The organism is Blautia sp. aa_0143 (assembly GCF_004167315.1).
Classification (GTDB): Bacteria; Bacillota; Clostridia; order Lachnospirales; family Lachnospiraceae; genus Blautia_A; species Blautia_A fusiformis.
Genome location: NZ_RCXU01000008.1, coordinates 84,761 through 108,360 on the forward strand (window position 1 = coordinate 84,761; position 23,600 = coordinate 108,360).

The following is a 23,600-nucleotide window of genomic DNA, read 5'->3' on the forward strand; positions in this document are numbered from 1 at the left end:
TTACATAAGTGGTAGAAAGTGGTGAATAGTGGTAGCGAATGGGGATGAGTGGCAGAACACACCATTTGCACCCTGGAAGCACGAAGGGGAGAATCGTGTTTCACGAGAGTAGGTGGGTTTCATGTTCATGGGCGAGTATAATCATACGATCGACGCGAAGGGGCGTCTGATCATCCCTTCCAGGTTCAGGGAACTCTTAGGGGAAGAGTTCGTACTGACAAGAGGGTTGGATGGTTGCCTTTCTATTTATCCGATGGATGAATGGGTTGCTTTTGAAGAGAAACTCCGAGCATTACCACTTACAAATAAAGACGCAAGAACCTTTTCACGTTTCTTTGTAGCCGGAGCTACAACATGTCAGCTGGATAAGCAGGGAAGAATCCTGGTGCCGCAGACGCTGCGCCAGTTCGCTGGTCTAGATAAGGATGTGGTGCTTACGGGTAATCTGAACCGGATCGAGGTTTGGAGCAAAGAGAAGTGGAGCGAGAACTGCAATTATGATGATATGGACAGCATTGCGGAAAGCATGCAGAACATAGGAATCGTCATTTGAGCATAACGCAGGTAGAAATCCCACAGGAGACGGATATGGAATTTAAGCATAAATCTGTATTACTCAATGAGACCATTGACGGCTTAAGGGTAAAGCCGGATGGAATCTATGTGGATGGCACTTTAGGAGGAGCGGGACACGCCACAGAGGTGTGTAAGAAACTTTCTGCCAAGGGGAGATTTATTGGCATAGATCAAGACCAGGATGCGATAATTGCTGCGAGTGAACGGCTGTCAGCCTTTAATCAGGTGACAATCATTCGCAGCAATTATTGTTACATGGCAGATGAGCTGAGATCCCGTGGCATTGAGAAGGTGGACGGGATCCTGCTGGATTTGGGAGTGTCATCTTATCAGCTGGATAATGAAGAGAGAGGTTTTTCCTATCGGTACGATTCTCCTCTGGACATGCGAATGGACAGAAGACAGAGCCGTACAGCCGGTGATATAGTCAACGGTTATGAGGAACGGGAGCTGTATCGGATTATCCGCGATTACGGCGAAGATAAATTTGCCAAAAATATAGCGAAACATATTGTGGCTGCCAGAGAGCAGGCACCGATCCGGACAACCGGAGAACTGACAGAGATCATACGGGGTGCGATCCCCATGAAAATACAAGCTACAGGAGGACATCCGGCCAAGAGGACTTTTCAGGCAATACGTATTGAGCTCAACCGGGAGCTTGACGTGCTTCGGGATTCCCTGGACGGCATGATCGATCTCCTGGATGACGGAGGAAGGATCTGTATCATTACATTCCATTCTCTGGAAGACAGGATCGTTAAGACCATTTTCCGAAAAAATGAAAATCCCTGTACCTGCCCGCCGGATTTTCCGGTCTGCGTATGCGGAAAGAAATCCAAGGGTAAGGTGATCACAAGGAAACCGATCTTACCGGGAAAAGAGGAAATGGAAGAGAATCCGAGGTCCAAAAGTGCGAAGCTTCGTATTTTTGAACGGAAAATGTAGTTGAGAGATGGAAGGTAGGCAAATGGCGAAGACAGGAAGAGGGACTACAGCCAGAAGAAATCGAAATACCGTCAGGAACAGCAGAGAAATGTATGTTCAGGGAAATGCGGTAAAACGGCTGCAGGAAGTTCCTCAGAGGACTGATCTGCCCGAGATACAGGAAAGGCGACGGCTGGCTCAGAAAAGAAAACAGAAATCCGCAGTACCTGTGACACCGGCAAAACAGGTGGTAAGCAGACAGGCACAGCGGAACCGGGAAAAGGCAATGGCCATGAACAAGGGGTTCGTTCTGTTTCTTACGGCAGTTTCCATCGCGGTACTTTTTACCTGTATCAATTATCTTCAGGTAAAATCCGAAATCACGGCGAGTATGAAAAATGTTGCAAATCTGGAATCTGAGCTTGCACAGCTGAAAGAAGATAACGATGCATATTACAGTCAGGTCACTTCTGCAGTGGATATCAGCGAGATCAAGAAAAAAGCTATCGGCGAGCTTGGAATGAAATATCCTTCGGAGGATCAGATACAGACCTATACCACGGAAGGAAACAGTTATGTGAGACAATATCAGGATGTGGACACACACAAGTAACAGAAGTACAGTTTTTAAGCAGGTGATCGATTGAGTACAAGAAGGCGCAGGCCGGTAAAAAAAATAAATTACAGTATGAAGAAAAAGCTGGCAGTACTATTTTCCTTAGTGTTGCTGGCTTTAGTCGGTTTGGTGGCAAGAATTACCTATATCAATGCCACCAGCGGAAGCAAATATCGAAAGCAGGTGCTGAGTCAGGCTCAGCAGAAATATGAAAATCAGACACTCCCGGCAAAAAGAGGCGATATCTATGACCGGAACGGGAATATCCTGGCAACCAGCAACAAGGTCTATAATGTGGTTCTTGACTGTCTGGAGGTCAATAAGGATCAGGATTCCGTGGAGCCTACCATAAAGGCTCTTGTGGAAGTCCTGGGATTGGATGAAGATGAGATGCGGAAGCTTCTCACCGACAGCAGTACAAAAAAAAGTCAGTATCAGATCGTAAAGAAACAGATTTCCATGGACGACAAAAAAGCTTTCGAAAAATACGAAGATCCGGGAGACGACAGTGAACTGACTGCCACGCAGCTGAAAGAACGTTCCAGGATCACAGGTGTATGGTTTGAGGAAGATTATCTCAGATCTTATCCGTTTAATGAGACTGCCTGTGATACCGTTGGATTTACACTTTCCAGAGATGTGGCGGATGCCGGACTGGAAGGATATTACAATGCGACACTTACCGGCGTGGATGGAAGACAGTACGGATACATCAACAACAATTCCGACGTAGAACAGACGATCATCGAACCGACGGATGGCAAAAGCATTGAGACCTCGCTGGATCTGGGACTTCAGCAGATCGTGGAAAAATATGTAAATACCTTTGAAGAAAAGATGGGAGCCAAAAATGTAGGCGTGATCATCGAGGATCCGAAAACAGGAGAGATCCTGGCAATGGACGGCGGTGACCGTTATGACCTGAATAACCCGAGAGATCTTTCAAATGTGTATTCCCAGAGTGAGATCGCTGCCATGAACGATGAGGAAACCGTGGAAGCGCTGAACGGAATGTGGAGTAATTTCTGCGTGACAGATGCCTACGAGCCGGGATCGGTTGTAAAGCCCATTGTTATGGGCTCCGCACTTGAAATGGGAGCGATTTCCGAGAACGATAATTTTGTCTGTGACGGCGGACAGTCTTTTGGAGCGGAAGGTGCGACTACTTTTATCAAATGTGCGGTATGGCCGGATGCTCACGGGACAGAAGCTCTTTCCGATGTCATTGCCAATTCCTGCAACGATGGTATGATGCAGATCGCAGCAAAGATGGGAAAAGATAATTTTCTTAAGACACAGAGCGTTTTCAATTTCGGAACAAGAACCGGTATCGATCTTCCCAATGAGGGAAGCGGTGTGATCCATACCAGCGATACCATGGGAGAAACGGAGCTTGCATGCTCTGCTTTCGGACAGGGCTATACACTGACCATGATACAGGAGATCAATGCAATGTGTTCTGTGATCAATGGAGGATACTACTATCAGCCTCATCTGGTGACGAAGATCAAGGACAGCAGCGGCGGAATCGTAAAAACGATCTCTCCGACACTGATGAAGCAGACGATTTCCGAGAAGATATCTGCAGATATCCGCTCCTACATGGCTGCCAGCGTAGACCATGGTACCAGCCGTACCTCCAAGGTGCAGGGCTACAGCTCCGGTGGTAAAACCGGTACTGCCGAGAAGCTTCCGCGAGGCAATGGCAAGTATCTGGTATCCTTTATCGGATTTGCACCGGTAGATGATCCGGCGCTTGTGATTTATGTAGTTGTGGATGAGCCGAAGGTAGATGATCAGGCAAGCAGTACGTACGCACAGTACATTGCACAGGGAATCCTTTCCGAAGCACTTCCGTATCTGAATGTACAGCCGGATGAGGCAGAGGATGGAGAAGTTCCGACTACAGAGCTGTGGGAACTTTTTAAGGGAATCAGCGATTCTGCAACAGGAACCGGCGCGGACGGGCAGAAGGAGGCAATTTCCGATGAGAATGTACCAAGTCCGCCGGAAGATGAGTCGGAGGACAGTGATACCGAAGATAATAACGATATGCAGAGCGAAGGTCTTACCAACGAGGAGGCCGGTCTGGAATAGATAAAAAGAATACCCTCTCAGAGGAACGTCATATATTACAGTGACGACCTCTGAGAGGGATTTTTTTATGATCCGGACCATGGTTTATCACAGGAAAAAAATATGGATGGTTTTTCTGATCTGCATAATGCTTCTTCTGGGACTTGTGGGAAGACTCTGGTATCTTATGAACATTCGGGCAGAATATTATTCAAAAAAGGCGGAGGATCTTCATGAGAGGGAACGTGACATAAAAGCAGCCAGGGGAAAGATCCTGGACATCAGGGGAAATATTCTGGCAGATAACCGGACAGTCTGCACAGTATCGGTGATACACAGCCAGATCAAAGATCCTGAAAAAGTGATCCGTGTACTGTCCGGAGCATTGTCTGTAAAAGAAGAGGAAATCCGAAAAAAAGTTGAAAAAATTTCTTCTATTGAAAGAATACAGACAAACGTGGAAAAAAGCATTGGAGACAGGATCCGGGAATATGACCTTGAGGGAGTGAAGATAGATGAGGATTATCGGAGATATTATCCTTATGGATCTCTCGCTTCAAAAGTACTGGGATTTACCGGAGGTGATAATCAGGGGATCATTGGTCTTGAAGTGAAATACGATGAGATCCTGAAAGGAGAGCCTGGAAAGATCCTCACAGTTACGGATGCACGTGGTGTGGAGATCGACGGAACCGGAGAACGGAGGAAGGAACCGGTGTCAGGAAATACTCTGCGTACCAGTCTGGATGTTAATATCCAGGAATATGTGCAGCAGGCAGCAGGTAAAGTCATGGAAGAAAAACAGGCGGAGAGAGTTTCCATACTGCTTATGAACCCTCAGAACGGAGAAATCTATGCCTGTGTCAATGTGCCTGAATTTGATCTGAACGATCCGTTTACTCTGAATACAGAAGAAACAGCAGCAGAGGGAGAAAAGAAGCAGGATCTTCTGAACCGGATGTGGAGAAACCCCTGCCTGAATGATACCTATGAACCTGGCTCGACTTTTAAGATCATCACTATGGCAGCAGGGCTGGAGGAAGGAGTGGTGTCAACAGAGGATCGCTTTTTCTGTCCGGGCTATAAGGTGGTGGAGGACCGGCGGATCCACTGTGCAAAGAGAACAGGACATGGTGCGCAGAGTTTTGTAGAAGGTGCTCAGAACTCCTGCAACCCGGTATTTATTGAGGTGGGCCTGCGGCTTGGAGCAGACCGTTATTACAAATATTTTAAACAGTTCGGACTTTTGAAAAAAACAGGGATAGATCTTCCGGGAGAGGCAGGAACGATCATGCATAACCCCAAAAATATGGGAGAGGTGGAGCTTGCCACGGTATCCTTTGGCCAGTCGTTTCAGATCACACCGATCCAGCTTGCAACAACCGTCAGTGGGATCATCAATGGCGGAAACCGGATCACACCTCATTTTGGGATTAGCGTGGAAAGTGCGGACGGAACAAAGGTGCGGACACTGGAATATCCGGTGGAAAGCGGGATCGTGTCCGGTGAGACTTCCCGGACAGTACGTACGATCCTGGAAACTGTAGTTTCAGAAGGCTCCGGAAAAAATGCCGGGATCCAGGGATTTTCCATTGGGGGAAAAACAGCTACCTCTCAGACACTGCCCAGAGGCTCCGGCAGATATATTTCTTCATTCCTGGGGTTTGCCCCGGCAGAGGATCCGAAGGTCCTGGCTCTTTGTATCATCTATGCACCCCAGGGTATGTATTATGGTGGGATCATTGCCGCACCGGTGGTACGCAGTATTTTTGAAAATGTACTTCCCTATCTTGGAATCGAGAGGACAGTTACGGAAACTCCATTCGGGGAAAACCGGGCAGATGGGGTTGATTAATGAGGATAAAAGCCTTATACTGTTGAAGAAGTATAAAAAAACGAAAGAATTAGAGGTGTGAGGATGGAGTTTCATGTTGTGATCCCTGTGCTGATCTCATTTGCGATCAGCCTTGTATTAGGACCGATTGTTATCCCTTTTTTAAGAAGACTTAAAATGGGACAGACAGAGAGAGAGCTGGGTGTGCAGTCCCACCTGAAAAAGAACGGTACCCCTACTATGGGTGGGGTGATCTTTCTCATTGCAACAACTGTAACATCACTGTTTTATATCAGAGATTATCCGATGATCATCCCGGTACTTTTCCTGACACTGGGATTTGGACTGATCGGATTTCTGGATGATTATCTGAAGGTAGTTCTGAAGCGTTCTGACGGACTTCTGCCATGGCAGAAAATGGCACTGCAGATCGTTGTGACAGCTGTATTTGCTTTTTATCTTGTAAATTATTCCAACGTATCCCTGACTATGAAGATCCCGTTCTGGAGCGGACATTATCTGAACCTGGGATGGTTTGCGGTTCCGGTACTGTTCTTTGCGGTGATCGGTACAGTAAACGGAGTCAATTTTACGGATGGACTTGACGGACTGGCTTCCAGTGTTACCTTGATCGTGGCAGTATTCTTTACGGTGGTTTCCCTTGGAATGAACAGTGGTGTGGAACCGATTACCTGTGCAGTTGTGGGCAGTCTGATGGGATTCCTTCTGTTTAATGTATATCCTGCCAAGGTATTTATGGGAGACACCGGTTCTCTGGCATTGGGTGGCTTTGTGGCTGGTGTGGCTTATGCCATGCAGATGCCGCTGTTTATCATCCTGGTCGGACTGATCTACCTTGTGGAGGTATTGTCTGTTATGCTCCAGGTATCCTATTTCAAGGCAACACACGGAAAAAGAATTTTCAAGATGGCGCCTATCCACCATCATTTTGAGCTTTGTGGGTGGTCTGAGACACGAGTTGTTGCAGTGTTCTCTGTTGTAACTGCTATTATGTGCCTGATCGCTCTCCTGGCATTATAAGGAGGAACAGAAAAATGGATTTAAAAGGAAAAAAAGTTCTCGTTTTCGGAGCCGGAAAAAGCGGCATTGGAGCAGCTGATCTGCTTGGAAGTGCAGGAGCACAGCCGGTGATCTATGACGGAAACGCAGATCTTGATAAAGAGGCAGTTTTACATAAAACAAACGGAAAATACACCCCGGAGATCTGGGCCGGAGATTTTCCGGAGAGAGCGCTGGACAGTCTTGATCTTGTAGTGCTAAGTCCGGGAGTTCCCACAGACCTGCCGCTGGTAAAGAGCTTCTATGAAAAGGGCCTTCCGGTATGGAGCGAGGTGGAGCTTGCCTATCGTACAGGCAAGGGAGAGGTTCTTGCAATCACAGGAACCAACGGCAAGACAACAACAACAGCACTTCTCGGAAAGATCATGGGAGATGCCCGTGAATCTGTATTTGTTGTAGGAAATATCGGAACTGCATATACATCCAAATCATTGGAGATGAGGGAGGATTCCGTAACTGTTGCGGAGATCAGCAGCTTTCAGCTGGAGACTATTGACCAGTTTCGCCCGAAGGTAAGTGCGATCCTCAACATCACAGAGGACCATCTGAACCGTCATCATACCATGGAGGAATACATCCGTGTAAAAGAGCTGATCACCAAAAATCAGGGACCGGAAGATGTATGTGTTCTGAATTACGAGGATGAAGTCCTTCGTAAATTCGGTGAAAATATCGTTCCGAAGGTGGTATATTTCTCAAGTATTCGCAAACTGGATCGGGGAATCTATCTGGACGGAGATCAGATCATTCTCAAAACAGAAAAAGAAGAGATACCGATCGTAAAAACCGAAGAGCTTAAGATCCTGGGACGTCATAATCACGAGAATGTAATGGCAGCTGCCGCCATGGCATATTATGCGGGCGTTTCTGTGGAGAGTATCCGCAAGAGTGTCTGTGAGTTTGTGGCAGTTCCACACAGGATCGAGTATGTGACAGAGAAAAACGGTGTTGCATATTACAACGATTCCAAGGGAACCAATCCGGATGCGGCCATCAAGGGGATTCAGGCAATGAACCGTCCGACTCTTCTGATCGGCGGTGGCTATGACAAGGAATCCAGCTATGATGAGTGGATAGAATCCTTCGACGGAAAAGTCCGTTATCTTGTTCTCATCGGTCAGACGAAAGAGAAGATCAAAGCAGCAGCAGAACGTCTTGGATTTACAGATATCATCCTCTGCGAGGATCTGAAGGAAGCTGTCCGGGTCTGTGCGGAAAAAGCCAATTCCGGAGATGCAGTTCTGCTTTCACCGGCATGTGCGAGCTGGGGACAGTTTGATAATTATGAGCAGCGCGGTGACATGTTCAAGGAATACGTGAAAGCACTGTAATAATCCGAAAAATACATACATAAGCTGAAATAAAGACCACTGTGGAGGCCATGCATGAAGGCAGGACAGAAACAGACCGGAAAGACAGATACCGTTCTCTGGGTACTGGTTCTGATTCTGGTGGTATTGGGACTCGGGGCGCTTTTTTCGGCAAGTGAATATAATGGCAGAGTACGTTTCCACGACTCTGCCTATTATTTTAAGAAGCAGCTCTTTGCCACGGCACTGGGGCTGCTTGTTATGTATCTGGCATCACGGGTAGATTACCGACTGTCTGTAAAGCTGGCGCCGGCTGCCTATATTTTTTCGCTTTTTCTGTCTGCTGCAGTCCTGCTTTTCGGACAGGAGATCAATGGATCGAAGAGGTGGCTGAACCTGGGGCCGCTTTCCTTTCAGCCGTCGGAGTTTTCCAAGGTGGCAGTGATATTGTTTCTGGTGTGGCAGATCAGCAATACAAAAAGCAAAACAACTGGATTCTGGTTTATCTGCAGGACTATGATGACTTTGCTTCCGGTAGCAGGTCTGGTGGGCTCCAATAACTTAAGCACAGCGGTGATCATTCTGGGGATCGGTGTGCTGCTGATCTTTGTGGCCAATCCCAGGTATCTGCAGTTTCTCGCACTTGGAGGTGCGGGGATAGGATTTATTGCGGTTTTTCTTGCCGCGGAGAGTTATCGTCTGGAACGCCTGGCAATCTGGCGGGATCCGGAAAAATATGAAAAAGGATTTCAGACTATACAGGGCCTGTATGCGATCGGAAGCGGAGGGATCTTCGGCAAGGGGTTCGGGAACAGTCTGCAGAAGCTGGGATTTGTCCCGGAAGCCCAGAATGATATGATATTTTCTATTGTGTGTGAGGAAACGGGGATACTGGGAGCCTTTCTGACACTTTTTCTGTTTGGTATTTTGATCTGGAGGCTTTGTATTCTGGCATTAAACTGCCGGGATCTGCAGGGAACGCTGCTGTGCGCCGGGATCATGGCACATATGGCGATCCAGGTAGTCCTGAATGTTGCAGTAGTAACGAATACGATTCCCAACACCGGGATCACTCTGCCCTTTGTAAGCTATGGCGGAACTTCTGTTGTTTTTCTTCTGGGGGAAATGGGGCTGGCCTTAAGTGTCAGCAGTCACAGACATGGAAGGATCACATAGAATAACAAGTAAGAGGCCCTTTTAGGAGTGGAATACTTGAATGAGATCGATGAGATCATCGTGACCGGAGGCAGGCCGCTACATGGAAGCGTCCGGATCCAGGGGTCAAAAAATGCGGCACTTCCGGTTATGGCAGCAGCACTCTTAAGCACCGGGACCAGTGTACTGCGGGGATGCCCGAGAATCAGTGATGTATATTTGATGGAAAAGATCTTGAAATATCTGGGGGCAGAAACCTGGTGGGAAGGTCAAGATCTTTATCTGGACTGCAGCCATGCGGACGGCACCATGATACCGGAGTGTTATTCCGGAAAAATGCGTTCTTCCGTGATCTTAATGGGAGCAATGCTGGGGCGGAGCAAAAAGGCACAGACAGGATATCCCGGAGGCTGTGTGATCGGGAAGCGGCCGGTGGATCTTCATATCCAGGTTTTGCGCCGCCTTGGTGCAGCTGTGGTGGAAAACGGCGGAATGATCCGGGCATCCTGTGGAAAACTCCGAGGCGCAGAGATGTTTTTTCAAAAAAGAAGTGTAGGCGCTACAGAACAGGGCATTCTGGCAGCGGTCCTTGCAGAGGGGAAAACAGTCCTTAACGGCTGCGCCTGTGAACCGGAAATTTATTGGCTTTGCCATTATCTTACCGGAATGGGTGCAAAGATCCGGATTCGTGAAAATGGCTGTATCTGTATTGAAGGGGTGGAGAAGCTTGAAGCTGGCGATGGCTGCATTCCACCAGACCGTATTGTCGCCGGAACCTATCTCATGGCAGCGGCGGCAACCAGAGGAGAGATCATCCTGGAAAATCCGCCTCTGGAGGAAATGGATGGAATCCTGGACGTATATCGGAAAATGGGTGGACAATGCCGCAGGGTAGGTGGTAAACTAATAGTCAACGGAAAAAATACAGGTTTTCCCCTGGAGCTTCTGGAAACAGAAGTTTATCCGGGATTTCCTACAGACCTGCAGTCTCCTGCGATGGCGGTACTGGCCACGATCCCGGGAGTGAGCAGGATCCGCGAGAAGATTTTTGAAGACAGATATAAAACAGCTTCATGGCTCTGTAAAATGGGAGCACAGATCCAGATCCGGGATGGAGTTGCCGTGATATACGGAGGGCAGCCCCTGAACGGTTGTACTGTGGAAGCAGAGGAACTTCGCGGAGGTGCGGCACTTGTGATCGCAGCACTTGCCGCGCAGGGGATTACCAGGATCCGGGGCTGTTGTTTCATAGAAAGAGGCTATGAACATATCTGTGAGGATCTGACCGCACTGGGCGGTCTGCTGATAAAGGACAGAGGAACTTTATGAAAACATCAAAAAAAAAGCCACTGAAAGCAGTTGGCGGACTTCTTGTCCTGCTGCTGGCAGGAATTATTTTCTTTTTTACGTATTATCAGGTAGATGAAGTGCAGGTGATGGGCAGCAACCATTATTCTGAAAAACAGATCAGGAAGATGGTGCTTAGGGGGCCGCTGGCATCCAATTCTGTTCTTGCACCGCTTCTTTATACTAAGCAGAACACAAAGGATGTTCCCTTTATAGAAGGCTATACCGTAACAAGGCTGAACCGGCACACCATCTGTGTCAGTGTGAAGGAGAAGGATATCGTTGGCTGTATCCCTTATCTGGACAGTTATATTTATTTTGACAGAAACGGTATTTTTGTGGAAGGATCCACGGAACGTAACGAAAAAATTCCGTTTTTTGACGGGATCAAAGTCAAAAAAGTGATCCAGAACGAGAAACTCCCCATCAAGGATGAAACGGTGATGAACACGGCAGTTGCTCTTTCTACTATTTTTGCAAAAAATGATAAGGTTCCGGATCACATTGAATTTGAAGACGACGGACAGATCAGTCTTGTTTACGGGGATATCACAGTTAAACTTGGAAAGGATGAATATCTGGAAGACAAAATGACCAGAGTTCTGGCTATCCTTCCGATGATTTCCGAAAAAAAAGGAATTCTCCATGCAGAAAATGTAAATGATAATTCCAAGAACATTACCCTGGAGCAGGAACAGGATGAGAGCCAGACTTCCGCAGAAAACTGGACCGGAGGCTATGATGAGGAAGGAAATTACACCGGAGAAGGCGAATACGACGAAAATGGCAACTATGTAGGACCGAAACCGCAGACGGATCTGGAGTATGCGCAGGAAAACTGGGTAGGTGGCTATGATGAAGAGGGAGATTACACAGGCAGTGGTGAGTACGATGCCAACATGACCTATGTAGGCGAAGCCCCCACAGAAGAAACCATGGCAGAAAAAGGAAACTGGAAGGGCGGTTACCGGGAAGACGGAGGCTATGACGGAGTCAGTGAATATGACCGTGATGGCAATTACGTAGGCGCTCTGGAGGATTATCAGGCTTCGGCAGAAAGCTCCGGAGACGGAACAGACTCCGAAGATCCAGATGCTCAGAGTACGGATACCGAAGATACAGAAAATGAAGAAGACTCTTCAGACAGCAGTACGGACAGCACCGAGGAAGAGGCTGATTACAGCAGTGATCAGGAAGAAGGAGCTGAGGATTATGATGAAAATTCGTACAGCGATTACAGTGATGAGTCCGATTATGAGTAAAGATAAAAAAGCTTTCTTAATATATAGTGCCAGTATTTGGACATTTTGCCAGAGATTGTTTTGTAAATGTTTCGGTTAATAGAAACAGTGCCGAAATTTAGTGAAAAAAGTATAAAAAAACAAAATTAATGGTTGATTAATTACCGAAAAAAATATATGATATAACTATGTGTATATGTAGCTTGGAATAGATTATTACACTGAATCGGATATCAGGTAGAAATAAAGGAGGAAGTACATTGTTAGAGATAATGACGAATGAGGCTGAGTCTTCTGCGAAAATTATTGTAATTGGAGTAGGCGGCGCAGGTAATAATGCGGTAAACAGAATGGTGGAAGAGGCCATTGGCGGAGTTGAGTTTGTAGGTGTTAATACCGATAAACAGGCTCTGACACTGTGTAAAGCTCCGACTGTACTTCAGATTGGTGAGAAAATTACGAAAGGTCTCGGCGCCGGTGCACAGCCGGAGGTTGGACAGAAGGCAGCTGAGGAGAGCATTGAGGAAGTTAAGAAGATCATCGAGGGAGCGGACATGGTTTTCGTTACCTGTGGTATGGGAGGCGGAACCGGAACCGGAGCTGCTCCTGTGATCGCCGGTGCGGCAAAAGAGATGGGTATCCTGACTGTCGGTGTTGTTACCAAGCCTTTCCGTTTTGAAGCAAAGACCCGTATGAACAATGCACTTGCGGGAATCGAAAATCTGAAGAAAGCAGTTGACACATTGATTGTCATCCCAAATGACAAATTACTTGAAATCGTTGACAGAAGAACAACCATGCCGGAAGCACTGCGTAAGGCTGATGAGGTTCTTCAGCAGGCAGTACAGGGTATTACAGACCTGATCAATCTGCCGGCTCTGATCAACCTTGACTTTGCAGATGTGCAGACAGTCATGACAGACAAGGGAATCGCTCATATCGGTATCGGTGAGGCAAGAGGTGATGACAAGGCTATGGAGGCTGTACAGCAGGCGGTATCTTCTCCGCTTCTTGAGACAACCATCAAGGGCGCTACTCATGTGATCATCAACATTTCCGGAGATATTTCTCTTATGGATGCCAACGATGCTGCAAGCTATGTACAGGAGCTTACAGGTGAGGATGCAAACATCATCTTTGGTGCTATGTATGATGATTCTGTTGCAGATTATGCGAGAATTACAGTTATTGCTACAGGTCTTACAGACAATAACCTTCAGAACACACCATTTGGAAACAGAGCTTCCAATTCTGTATTCGGAAACACCAAAAAAACAAGCCAGTCACAGCCAGGCGGTATGAACCTTAACATGCCAAGCTTCAGCCTGCCGACTATGAGTTCCACACAGTTTGGAACAAAGGCTCCTACAAGCACTGTTCAGAAAAAGGATATCCAGATCCCGGATTTTCTTAAGAACAGATAATAAATGAACAGGATAAGATCCGGCAGAGACTCCATCTGGAATGCTGCCGGATCTTTTTGACTTTCTGATCAAAAGAAACAGGAATGTCTGCTCTGTATGGAAACAGGATTTCTGTTCAGGATATCAGCATTCGCAGCTGAAAGTATCACATTTTGTATCACAGCAGCGATGCGCATTGGCACCGGATACATTGATGGAAGCTGCGGTGCATTTGCAGTGCTCATTGTAGGTGCAGTTGTGTGCTTTGCAGTCGATGTTAATGGTCTCACACCCACAGCAGGGATCTGCGGAATTTTTTACAGCGCACTCTTCCTGGTCACGGAAGCTTTCACAGGCGGTGTCGTCCGCATAACGAGCATCTGCACCTTCGACACTGATGGATCCCCTGGAGCAGAGAGAATTTTTGTTATAGCAGCAGTTGTGTGCGGAGCATTTAAGACTTGTCATAAAAGTGTCCTCCTGATAATTATGATTTTACCGGAAACCGTCAGCCTGCCGGAATGCGCATCCTGTCTGATCGTCAGCACTGCGGTAAGGCTTGACAGATTCCGATGTTGCATAGTATGTCCGGAAGAAGAAAAATTTATACTCAAAAAATAAATACATAATAATATAAAAAACAGTTGACAAATAGCAGACACCATGGTATCCTCTTAAAGTACGTAGCGAAAAGAAAGCAGAGTTCACTCTCACCTCAGCGCTGAAGATAAGCGACTCAGGTCAATATTACACAGTACTGCGAACGGACCAACCATCAGTGCGCAGGTGTAATTATTTGAAGTGTGGACATCTGTCTGCGCTTTTTTTGTGCGGCTTAAGCTACATTAATGAGAAAGAAAAAAATAATTCTATCATGTTCATGGAGGTGTACAACAATTAGCGGTTTAATGATTAACGAACAGATCAGAGACAGAGAGGTACGCTTGATTGGTCCGGACGGAGCTCAGCTTGGAATCGTGTCCGCCAGAGAAGCGATGGCGAAAGCGCAGGAGGCAGGACTTGACCTTGTAAAGATTGCCCCACAGGCGAAACCGCCGGTATGCAAGATCATCGATTACGGTAAATACCGTTACGAGCTTGCAAGAAAAGAAAAAGAGTCCAGAAAAAAGCAGAAAACCATCGATGTCAAAGAAGTGCGTCTTTCCCCGAACATTGATACGAATGATTTGAAGACGAAGGTAAATGCAGCAAGAAAGTTCCTTAGCAAGGGCGACAGAGTTAAGGTTACACTTCGTTTCCGCGGAAGAGAGATGGCACATATGTCCAGCAGTAGGCATGTGCTTGATGACTTCGCAGATCTTCTGTCCGATATAGCGACTGTAGAGAAGGCTCCGAAGGTAGAAGGCAGAAGCATGACTATGTTTCTGACTGAGAAACGGTAGATATCTCAGTCTTCACGGCAACAGCCGGGCAGAACGGGATGCTATATAAAATTTAGAAGTACCAAATCAAGGAGGAATTCATAATGCCAAAAATTAAAACTTGCAGAGCAGCAGCAAAGCGCTTTAAAAAAACAGGTACAGGAAAATTAGTAAGAAATAAAGCCTACAAGAGCCATATCCTTACAAAGAAATCTCAGAAGAGAAAGAGAAATCTGAGAAAATCTACTGTTGTTGATTCTACTAATGTAAAGAGCATGAAGAAAGTATTACCATATTTATAAGATAGAGAAGACGAACAGGAGGAGAATTAAGAAATGGCAAGAATTAAAGGCGGATTAAACGCAAAGAAAAGACATAACCGTACATTAAAACTGGCAAAAGGCTACAGAGGAGCCCGTTCCAAACAGTATAGAGTAGCAAAACAGTCTGTAATGAGAGCTCTTACAAGCTCCTATGCAGGAAGAAAACAGAAGAAACGTCAGTTCAGACAGCTTTGGATCGCTCGTATCAACGCAGCAGCAAGAATGAACGGACTTTCTTACAGCAAAATGATGCACGGCCTTAAGGTTGCAAACATCGACATCAATAGAAAGATGCTTGCAGAGATGGCTGTTAACGATGCAGCAGGCTTCACAGCTCTTGCTGAGATCGCTAAGAAAGCAATCGCATAAGTAAAGTATTAAGAGACGAAGGAGTCCAGGGAATTTTTCCCTGGATTTTTTTGTAAAAAAATTCAGACAATTTGCCGAAAAACGACACAAGCTGTACAGCGGACAAGTGTCCGCGTTGTGCAATCAGACGAAAAACAACAGATAACTAAATTTGCCCTTGAAATAAAAAATATGCGATGCTATAATTTTACCATTAAACATTAGTAACGCGACAAAGCGCAGGAGGAGAGATTATTATGAAGAATTGGAAGAAAGTAATCGGCGTTGCATCAGCAGCAGCGATGACAGCAGCTATGATGATGCCTACATCCGTTTTTGCAGCAGATGAGACATTTAAGATCGGTGTGATCGGACCGATGACAGGTGATTACGCACAGTACGGTACCAACGTATACAACGCAGCCAAGATCGCAGCTGATGAGATCAACGAGAACGGTGGATTCAACGGATATAAAGTAGAGATTCTTGACGCAGGTGATGACCAGGGAGATCCAGAGAAGGCTGTTAACGCATACAATGACCTGATCGATAAAGGAATGCAGATGCTCTGTGGAACTGTAACATCCGGTTCTTGTATCGCAGTAGGAGCTGAGGCAGCCGAGGATACATTCCTCTTCACACCATCCGCAACAGCACTTGACTGTATCACAGCAGGAACAAACGAGTTCCGTATGTGTTTCACAGACCCGGCACAGGGAACCAAATCTGCTCAGTACATTTCCGAGCACAAACTTGCAACGAAAGTAGCAGTACTTTATGATTCCGCTGCTGACTACAACTCCGGTGTACATGACGCATTCGTTGCAGCAGCTGCTGATGACGGACTTGAAGTAGTTGCAGATGAGGCTTACACAACAGACAGCAACACAGACTATTCTGTACAGCTTGCAAAGATCAAGAAGAGCGGCGCTGAGCTTCTTTTCCTTCCGAACTACTATTCCGACAATGCGCTGATCCTTCAGCAGGCATCTGAGGCAGGACTTGACATTAAATTCTTTGGTGTAGATGGCATGGATGGTATCCTCAATGTAGAGAACTTCGATAAATCCCTTGCAGAGGGTGTTATGCTTCTGACACCATTCTCCGCAACAGCTACAGATGAGAAGAGCCAGAACTTCGTAAAAGCATACGGCGATGCTCACAACGGTGAGATCCCGAACCAGTTTGCGGCAGATACATATGATGTACTTTACGCAATGCAGCTTGCAGCTGACGATGCAAAGATCACACCAGATATGGAAAATGCAGACATCAGTGCAGCAATGAGCGCATCCATGGCAAACATCGAGCTTGACGGACTTACCGGAAAAGCAAAATGGACCGAGGATGGCGAGTGTGATAAAGAGCCGAAAGCATTCGAGATCAAAGACGGTGCTTATGTAGAGATGAAATAAGTAATTTCTGTTAACGTTAGGGGTCAGGGGACGGTCACCTTTAGTGGGAACCGTCCCCTTTTTCCCTTATCAATAAACAATTAAAAGAGGTGCGTTATGAGTTTTATATCTTATTTAAAAGACGGCATCAGTCTTGGCAGTATCTATGCGATCATCGCACTTGGATATACCATGGTTTATGGTATTGCCAAGATGCTGAACTTCGCACACGGAGATGTTATTATGGTGGGAGCTTATATCATCCTTACCTGTATCACAAGAGGCGGCATGTCACCGATCCTTGCTGTGATCCTTTCCGTTGTGATCTGTACACTGCTTGGTGTTGTCATTGAGAAGGTAGCTTACAGTCCACTTAGAAAAGCTTCCTCAAACCTGGCCGTTCTTATCACGGCTATCGGTGTCAGTTATCTGCTTCAGAACCTGGCACTTCTGATCTTCGGCGCAGATGCCAAGAGTTTCGTAGCTGTTATCAAAGTTCCGTCCATCACACTGTTTGACGGTGAGCTTACCATCAAGGGAATCACCATCGTAACCATCCTTGCATGTATCATTATCATGGTGGGACTTTCCCTCTTTGTAAAAAAGACAAAACCTGGCCGTGCCATGCAGGCGGTTTCCGAGGACAGAGATGCGGCACAGCTGATGGGAGTTAACGTCAATGCGACAATTTCCCTCACATTTGCCATTGGTTCCGGACTTGCAGCGATCGCAGGCCTTCTGCTCTGTCAGACTTATCCGACACTGACTCCGTACACAGGAGCCATGCCTGGTATCAAAGCTTTCGTAGCTGCTGTATTCGGTGGAATCGGTTCGATTCCGGGAGCTATGGTCGGCGGCATCCTTCTGGGAATCATCGAGATCTTCGGAAAAGCTTATATTTCTTCCCAGGTTGCAGATGCGATCGTATTTGCAGTCCTGATCGTCGTGCTTCTTGTAAAACCTACCGGACTGTTCGGCAAGAACATCCAGGAGAAAGTGTAAGGTGGCCGATATGAAGAATATGAAAAACAAAACAACAAAAAATAACATGATCAACTATGGAATTGTCATTGTGCTTTTTGTGATTGTACAGGCACTTTCCTCAACTGGAAATCTTTCCAGACTTCTTATGGGACTTCTTGTTCCCCTTTGTGTTTATACCATTGCATCAGTTTCCCTGAACCTGGTAGTCGGTTTTTCCGGTGAGCTGAGCCTTGGACATGCGGGCTTCATGTGCGTGGGAGCTTTTTCCAGTGCCCTGTTTTCACAGGTTGTTGCAGACTCCATTCCGCAGGTTCCTCGCTTTATCCTTGCAATCCTTGTAGGTGCGGCAGTTGCAGCACTGTTCGGTGTGATCATCGGTATTCCGGTACTTCGTCTCCGCGGTGACTACCTGGCTATTGTTACACTGGCTTTTGGTGAGATCATCAAGAACCTGATCAATGTACTTTACATTGGCGTGGATGACAAAGGACTTCACGTTGCAACAAGTGCAGCCGGTCTTCATCTGGAAGCCGGCGGAAAGCAGATCCTCAAGGGTGCCCTTGGTATTTCCGGAACAGCAACTCTTTATAAAGATATCAAGAATTACTTTTTCCTGATCGGCGTGATCCTGCTTCTTCTCACATTGTTTATTGTACAGAACCTTGTAAACTCCAGAAGCGGACGTGCTATTATGTCAACCAGGGACAACCGTATTGCAGCGGAGTCTGTAGGAATCAATATCACCAGATATAAGCTGCTGGCATTTACCATTTCTGCAGCCCTTGCAGGAGTTGCAGGTGTGCTGTATGCACATAACCTTTCTCTTCTGAAGGTATCTGTATTCGATTACAATATGTCCATTCTGGTACTTGTGTATGTAGTACTTGGAGGAATCGGAAATATCAGAGGATCTATCATTGCAACAATTATCCTCTATGCACTGCCTGAGCTTCTCCGTGGATTCGCAAACTACCGTATGCTGATCTATGCTATCGTACTGATCATCATGATGCTCTTTAACTGGGCACCGGCAGCAAGAGACTGGAGAGCACGTATGGTAGAGAAATTCAAAGGCAAAAAAGAGAAAAAGGAGGTGGCCTGATCATGGCAATGCTGGAAGTAAATAATCTGTCTATCCAGTTCGGCGGTCTTCGTGCTGTTGACGGCTTTAATATGACCATTGAGAAGGGACAGCTCTATGGACTGATCGGACCTAACGGTGCCGGTAAGACAACAGTATTCAATCTTCTCACAGGCGTGTACAAGCCTACAGAGGGAATCATTAAACTGGACGGCCAGGATATCACAGGAAAAAGCACCATTGAGATCAACAAGGCCGGAATCGCAAGAACCTTCCAGAATATCCGTCTTTTCAAGGATATGCCGGTTCTTGACAATGTAAAAGTAGGACTTCACAATCATCATCCATATTCCACACTGACCGGAATCTTAAGGCTGCCGAAGTATTACAAGGTAGAAAAAGAGATGAACGAACGTGCCATGGAGATACTGAGGGTGTTTGATCTGGATAAGGAAGCAGACACTCTGGCAGGTAACCTGCCTTATGGTAAACAGCGTAAGCTGGAGATTGCCAGAGCTCTTGCCACAGAGCCGAAGCTTCTTCTCTTGGATGAGCCGGCGGCTGGTATGAACCCGAATGAGACACAGGAGCTGATGGATACTATCCGTTTTGTGCGGGAGCATTTTGATATGACTGTTCTTCTGATCGAGCACGACATGAAACTGGTGGGCGGTATCTGTGAGGAACTTACAGTTCTGAACTTCGGTCAGGTACTGATCCAGGGTGAGACATCTGCAGTGCTGAAAGACCCGACGGTTATCACTGCATATCTGGGAGAATAAGGAGGAACGAGACAATGGCAATGTTGGAAGTAAAGGACCTCCAGGTCTACTATGGTGTGATCCAGGCCCTGAAGGGAATTTCTTTTCATGTAAATCAGGGAGAGGTTATTGCGCTGATCGGTGCCAACGGTGCCGGAAAGACAACCACACTTCAGACACTTACCGGAATTCTTTCTCCGAAGTCCGGAAGCATTGTGTTTGAGGGAAAAGACCTCACAAGAACACCAGCCCATAAGATCGTAGAAATGGGAATGGCACACGTTCCGGAAGGAAGACGAGTATTTGCGGATATGTCCGTTTATGAGAATCTTCTTCTTGGAGCTTACACAAGAAAAGACAAGGCAGAGATCGCAGAGAGCCTTGCTGGTGTATACAAGAGATTTCCGCGTCTGGAAGAACGTAAAGGACAGCGTGCCGGAACACTTTCCGGTGGTGAGCAGCAGATGCTTGCCATGGGACGTGCACTGATGAGCAGACCAAGGATCATTTTGATGGATGAGCCGTCCATGGGTCTGTCGCCGATTTTTGTAAATGAGATTTTTGACATTATCCGCGAGGTAAGTGAGAGCGGAACTACAGTGCTTCTGGTTGAGCAGAATGCGAAGAAGGCTCTTTCCATTGCGGACAGAGCGTACGTTCTGGAAACAGGAAGCATTACTATGGATGGAAAGGCAGAGGATCTTCTGAATGACGAGGCCGTTCAGAAGGCATATCTTGGAGAGTAGGGGGAAAGACATGGATAATTTCGTAATTACCATTGCAAGACAGTATGGAAGCGGTGGACGTACCATCGGAGAGGAGCTTGCAAAGAAATTAGGGATTTCTTACTATGATAAGGATATCATCCGTATGGCATCCGAGGAGAGTGGCATTCATGAGCAGCTTTTTGGAAGGGCAGATGAAAATGTCAGCACAAAGCAGAGATTTTTTGCAAAGTCCGGAATCTACAAGGGTGAGCTGATCCCGCCTCAGAGCAAGGATTTTACATCCGATGAGAACCTGTTCAATTATCAGGCAAAAATCATCCGCCAGCTGGCAGAGACAGAGTCATGTGTGATTATCGGACGTTGTGCAAACATGATCCTGAAAGACTATTCCAATGTTCTCCGTGTGTTTGTTTACGGAGACTGGGATTTCCGTATCCGCGAGGCAAGCAAGAAGCTCAGCGGAACCACAAAGGACATTGAGAAATTCATGCATAAAGATGACAAACGCAAAGAAGATTTCTGCAAACGTTTCATGGGTGTTGACTGGGCAGACATGACGAAATATAATCTGTGCCTGGATAACGGTACCCTTGGTTATGAGAAATGCGTGGAGGAGATCGAGAGTGCACTTGAGATCCTGAAAAAATAAGACATATATCAGAGAATATTCCCCGGGAAAGAAAAGCCAAAAGTCTTTTCCCGGGGATTTTTTCATATATTGTGGAAAAGTATATTTGATCCGGCGGGAAATATGGATAAGCGAAAAAAATATTTCTGTGTAGTGGCAATGGTATTGATCCTGCTCAGCGGATATGGAAAAATCTCAGACAGTGCATTTCGGATGCGGGTGACCAGAATGATCGCCGGTGAGGGGATGTTCCGGCTGGTGGCGGCGCAGTACAGACAAAAAGTAGCAGAACCGGTGGCTGAGACAGCCTCTGACAGAAGCGAAAAAGAGGATCGTCCACGTGTGGCTCTTACCTTTGATGATGGACCGCATGCAACATATACACCTTTGCTTCTGGATGGCCTGCGGAAGCGTGGGATCCATGCCACATTTTTTCTTATGGGAAAAAATATCCGGGGAAATGAGGAGATCGTAACGCAGATGCAGAGAGACGGTCATCTCATCGGTAATCACACGTATGATCACGTGCAGCTTGATAAGCTTCCCGGTGACCAGGCCTGTCAGCAGATCATAAAGACGAATAATGAGATCTACGAGATCACCGGAGAATATCCCATGTATCTTCGCCCGCCCTACGGTGCATGGCCGAAGGATCTGGAGCTCTGTGTGACCATGCTGCCGGTATTTTGGGATGTGGATACTCTGGACTGGAAATCAAAAAATGTCCGTTCTGTGGAAAATATCGTAAAAAGACAAGTGAAGGATGGCTCCATTATCCTGATGCATGACAGCTTTTCTACATCCGTGGAAGCGGCCCTGGAGATCGCGGATATGCTTACGGAAGAAGGATATGACCTGGTAACTGCAGATCAGCTGCTGGTGATGTAACTGTGATTTGCCGAAAAGGCAGAAACGATTGCTTTTTTATGTGCAAACAGGTAAAATTATAAAAATAAGGAATCTGTCCGTATGCCGGAAACAAATGAAACGATCGTTGCCGGATACAGATCTATGAAAAGAATACGGATCGTGAATATCCGCTTTTTACAGAAAATACAGGAGTGAAAGCCATGGATTTATTTGAATACGCAAAGTCAAAAACGCTGGATCAGGAGTCACCTCTTGCATCCAGGCTGCGTCCGCGAACGCTGGATGAGGTGGTGGGACAGCAGCACATCGTAGGAAAAGATAAATTGCTGTATCGTGCCATAAAGGCGGATAAGCTGACATCTGTTATCTTTTACGGCCCTCCGGGAACCGGAAAGACCACCCTGGCAAAAGTCATCGCCAATACCACAAGCGCCAGCTTTACCCAGATCAATGCAACCGTAGCAGGGAAGAAAGATATGGAAGCAGTTGTAAAGCAGGCACAGGACGATCTCGGCATGTATGGGAAAAAGACCATTCTGTTCATCGATGAGATCCATCGTTTCAACAAAGGCCAGCAGGATTACCTTCTTCCCTTTGTGGAGGACGGAACCATCATTCTTATCGGGGCCACAACAGAGAATCCATATTTTGAGGTAAACGGAGCGCTTCTTTCAAGATCGATCATCTTTGAATTGAAGTCCCTGGAGATACCGGAGATAAAGGAACTGATCTTGCGTGCGGTTAACGATCCGGAACGTGGAATGGGAAGCTATGGGGCGGTGATCGAGGAGGATGCTCTGGAGTTTCTGGCAGATATGGCAGGAGGAGACGCCAGAAGCGCCTTAAACGCCATAGAACTGGGAATCCTCACCACACCTCGTGATACAGACGGTAAGATCCATCTGACCCTTGAGGTGGCTTCTGAGTGTATCCAGAAGCGGGTGGTGCGCTACGATAAGAACGGGGACAATCATTATGATATCATTTCTGCCTTTATCAAGAGCATGCGAGGCTCCGACCCGGATGCGGCAGTCTATTATCTGGCAAAAATGCTCTATGCAGGAGAAGATGTGAAATTTATCGCAAGAAGGATCATGATCCTTGCTTCCGAAGATATCGGAAACGCAGATCCCCAGGCCCTCTGCGTGGCAACGGCAGCAGCACAGGCAGTGGAACGTGTGGGAATGCCGGAGTCCCAGATCATTCTTTCCCAGGCAGTTACATACATGGCCTGTGCACCCAAGAGCAATTCTGCAGTAAATGCCATACAGGAAGCCATGCGCTGCGTGAAGGCGAAGAAGACAACCGTTCCGGTGCATCTGCAGGATGCCCATTATGGTGGCCACGAAAGTCTGGGTCATGGTATCGGATATAAATATGCCCATGATTATCCGAACCATTATGTAAACCAGCAGTATCTGCCATCAGAGATCCAGGGGGAACATTTTTACGAGCTCAGTGATATGGGATATGAAAAGAAACTGAAAGAGCATATGAAGAAGATCCACGAAGAAGCGAAATAAATGAATATAAGTA

The 23,600-nt window shown here is 46.7% G+C and carries 23 protein-coding genes; 22 read left to right on the plus strand and 1 reads right to left on the minus strand.

Features of this window, described 5'->3' with window-relative positions:
* Positions 1 to 121 precede the first annotated feature (121 nt).
* From mraZ to ftsZ, 11 genes are all read left to right on the plus strand, one after another.
* Complete coding sequence (gene mraZ / locus EAI83_RS05495) at positions 122 to 553, plus strand: division/cell wall cluster transcriptional repressor MraZ (protein ID WP_021651636.1); 432 nt, start codon at positions 122 to 124, stop codon at positions 551 to 553.
* A gap of 35 nt (positions 554 to 588) precedes the next feature.
* Positions 589 to 1,524, plus strand: coding sequence for a 16S rRNA (cytosine(1402)-N(4))-methyltransferase RsmH (gene rsmH, locus EAI83_RS05500; protein ID WP_015526106.1), 936 nt, complete (start codon positions 589 to 591; stop codon positions 1,522 to 1,524).
* A 22-nt stretch (positions 1,525 to 1,546) separates the two neighbouring features.
* The gene (locus EAI83_RS05505) at positions 1,547 to 2,116 is read left to right on the plus strand and encodes a hypothetical protein (protein ID WP_015526105.1); all 570 of its coding nucleotides are present in this window, start codon (positions 1,547 to 1,549) and stop codon (positions 2,114 to 2,116) included.
* Between the two features lie 30 nt (positions 2,117 to 2,146).
* The gene (locus tag EAI83_RS05510) at positions 2,147 to 4,216 is read left to right on the plus strand and encodes a peptidoglycan D,D-transpeptidase FtsI family protein (protein ID WP_044961565.1); all 2,070 of its coding nucleotides are present in this window, start codon (positions 2,147 to 2,149) and stop codon (positions 4,214 to 4,216) included.
* A gap of 67 nt (positions 4,217 to 4,283) precedes the next feature.
* Positions 4,284 to 6,050: a peptidoglycan D,D-transpeptidase FtsI family protein gene (locus EAI83_RS05515; RefSeq protein WP_129974742.1), complete on the plus strand. Its 1,767-nt coding sequence runs from the start codon at positions 4,284 to 4,286 to the stop codon at positions 6,048 to 6,050.
* Between the two features lie 63 nt (positions 6,051 to 6,113).
* Positions 6,114 to 7,070, plus strand: coding sequence for a phospho-N-acetylmuramoyl-pentapeptide-transferase (gene mraY, locus EAI83_RS05520; protein ID WP_015526100.1), 957 nt, complete (start codon positions 6,114 to 6,116; stop codon positions 7,068 to 7,070).
* Positions 7,071 to 7,084: 14 nt separating this feature from the next.
* A complete protein-coding gene (gene murD, locus EAI83_RS05525) occupies positions 7,085 to 8,440 on the plus strand; it encodes a UDP-N-acetylmuramoyl-L-alanine--D-glutamate ligase (RefSeq protein WP_129974743.1) in 1,356 nt (451 codons plus the stop codon).
* A 54-nt stretch (positions 8,441 to 8,494) separates the two neighbouring features.
* A complete protein-coding gene (locus EAI83_RS05530; protein WP_015526098.1) occupies positions 8,495 to 9,595 on the plus strand; it encodes an FtsW/RodA/SpoVE family cell cycle protein in 1,101 nt (366 codons plus the stop codon).
* Between the two features lie 27 nt (positions 9,596 to 9,622).
* Entirely contained in the window at positions 9,623 to 10,903 is a 1,281-nt protein-coding gene (gene murA / locus EAI83_RS05535) for a UDP-N-acetylglucosamine 1-carboxyvinyltransferase (protein WP_243113446.1), read from the plus strand.
* Positions 10,900 to 12,183 carry a cell division protein FtsQ/DivIB gene (locus EAI83_RS05540; RefSeq protein WP_059086746.1) on the plus strand — a complete coding sequence of 428 codons (1,284 nt, stop codon included), beginning with the start codon at positions 10,900 to 10,902 and terminating at the stop codon, positions 12,181 to 12,183. The genes murA and EAI83_RS05540 overlap by 4 nt, the downstream gene beginning before the upstream one ends.
* A 251-nt stretch (positions 12,184 to 12,434) precedes the next feature.
* Complete coding sequence (gene ftsZ / locus EAI83_RS05545) at positions 12,435 to 13,586, plus strand: cell division protein FtsZ (protein WP_129974752.1); 1,152 nt, start codon at positions 12,435 to 12,437, stop codon at positions 13,584 to 13,586.
* Positions 13,587 to 13,709: 123 nt separating this feature from the next.
* On the opposite strand, the gene EAI83_RS05550 is transcribed toward ftsZ, so the two are convergent.
* A complete protein-coding gene (locus EAI83_RS05550; protein WP_021651645.1) occupies positions 13,710 to 14,033 on the minus strand; it encodes a DUF1540 domain-containing protein in 324 nt (107 codons plus the stop codon).
* Between the two features lie 440 nt (positions 14,034 to 14,473).
* Between EAI83_RS05550 and infC the strand changes: the two genes are divergently transcribed.
* The 11 genes from infC to EAI83_RS05605 all read left to right on the plus strand — a co-directional run bounded on the left by infC (position 14,474) and on the right by EAI83_RS05605 (position 23,587).
* Positions 14,474 to 14,968: a translation initiation factor IF-3 gene (gene infC / locus EAI83_RS05555; protein WP_129974744.1), complete on the plus strand. Its 495-nt coding sequence runs from the start codon at positions 14,474 to 14,476 to the stop codon at positions 14,966 to 14,968.
* Positions 14,969 to 15,051: 83 nt separating this feature from the next.
* A complete protein-coding gene (gene rpmI / locus EAI83_RS05560) occupies positions 15,052 to 15,249 on the plus strand; it encodes a 50S ribosomal protein L35 (protein ID WP_021651646.1) in 198 nt (65 codons plus the stop codon).
* A gap of 33 nt (positions 15,250 to 15,282) precedes the next feature.
* Entirely contained in the window at positions 15,283 to 15,639 is a 357-nt protein-coding gene (gene rplT, locus EAI83_RS05565) for a 50S ribosomal protein L20 (RefSeq protein ID WP_015526090.1), read from the plus strand.
* Between the two features lie 236 nt (positions 15,640 to 15,875).
* Positions 15,876 to 17,033: an ABC transporter substrate-binding protein gene (locus tag EAI83_RS05570; protein ID WP_015526089.1), complete on the plus strand. Its 1,158-nt coding sequence runs from the start codon at positions 15,876 to 15,878 to the stop codon at positions 17,031 to 17,033.
* Between the two features lie 96 nt (positions 17,034 to 17,129).
* On the plus strand, positions 17,130 to 18,014 hold the full coding sequence (locus tag EAI83_RS05575; RefSeq protein WP_015526088.1) for a branched-chain amino acid ABC transporter permease: 885 nt from the start codon (positions 17,130 to 17,132) through the stop codon (positions 18,012 to 18,014).
* A gap of 10 nt (positions 18,015 to 18,024) precedes the next feature.
* Positions 18,025 to 19,098, plus strand: a complete 1,074-nt coding sequence (locus EAI83_RS05580; RefSeq protein ID WP_021651649.1) for a branched-chain amino acid ABC transporter permease — start codon at positions 18,025 to 18,027, stop codon at positions 19,096 to 19,098.
* A gap of 2 nt (positions 19,099 to 19,100) precedes the next feature.
* Positions 19,101 to 19,859 carry an ABC transporter ATP-binding protein gene (locus EAI83_RS05585; RefSeq protein WP_021651650.1) on the plus strand — a complete coding sequence of 253 codons (759 nt, stop codon included), beginning with the start codon at positions 19,101 to 19,103 and terminating at the stop codon, positions 19,857 to 19,859.
* Positions 19,860 to 19,873: 14 nt separating this feature from the next.
* Positions 19,874 to 20,584, plus strand: coding sequence for an ABC transporter ATP-binding protein (locus tag EAI83_RS05590; protein ID WP_015526086.1), 711 nt, complete (start codon positions 19,874 to 19,876; stop codon positions 20,582 to 20,584).
* Positions 20,585 to 20,594: 10 nt separating this feature from the next.
* Positions 20,595 to 21,215, plus strand: coding sequence for a cytidylate kinase-like family protein (locus EAI83_RS05595; RefSeq protein WP_129974745.1), 621 nt, complete (start codon positions 20,595 to 20,597; stop codon positions 21,213 to 21,215).
* Positions 21,216 to 21,317: 102 nt separating this feature from the next.
* Positions 21,318 to 22,082, plus strand: coding sequence for a polysaccharide deacetylase family protein (locus EAI83_RS05600; RefSeq protein ID WP_118752769.1), 765 nt, complete (start codon positions 21,318 to 21,320; stop codon positions 22,080 to 22,082).
* A 182-nt stretch (positions 22,083 to 22,264) separates the two neighbouring features.
* Positions 22,265 to 23,587 (plus strand): replication-associated recombination protein A, encoded by a 1,323-nt coding sequence (locus tag EAI83_RS05605; protein WP_118752759.1) that lies wholly within the window; start codon positions 22,265 to 22,267, stop codon positions 23,585 to 23,587.
* The last annotated feature ends 13 nt before the right edge of the window (positions 23,588 to 23,600 follow it).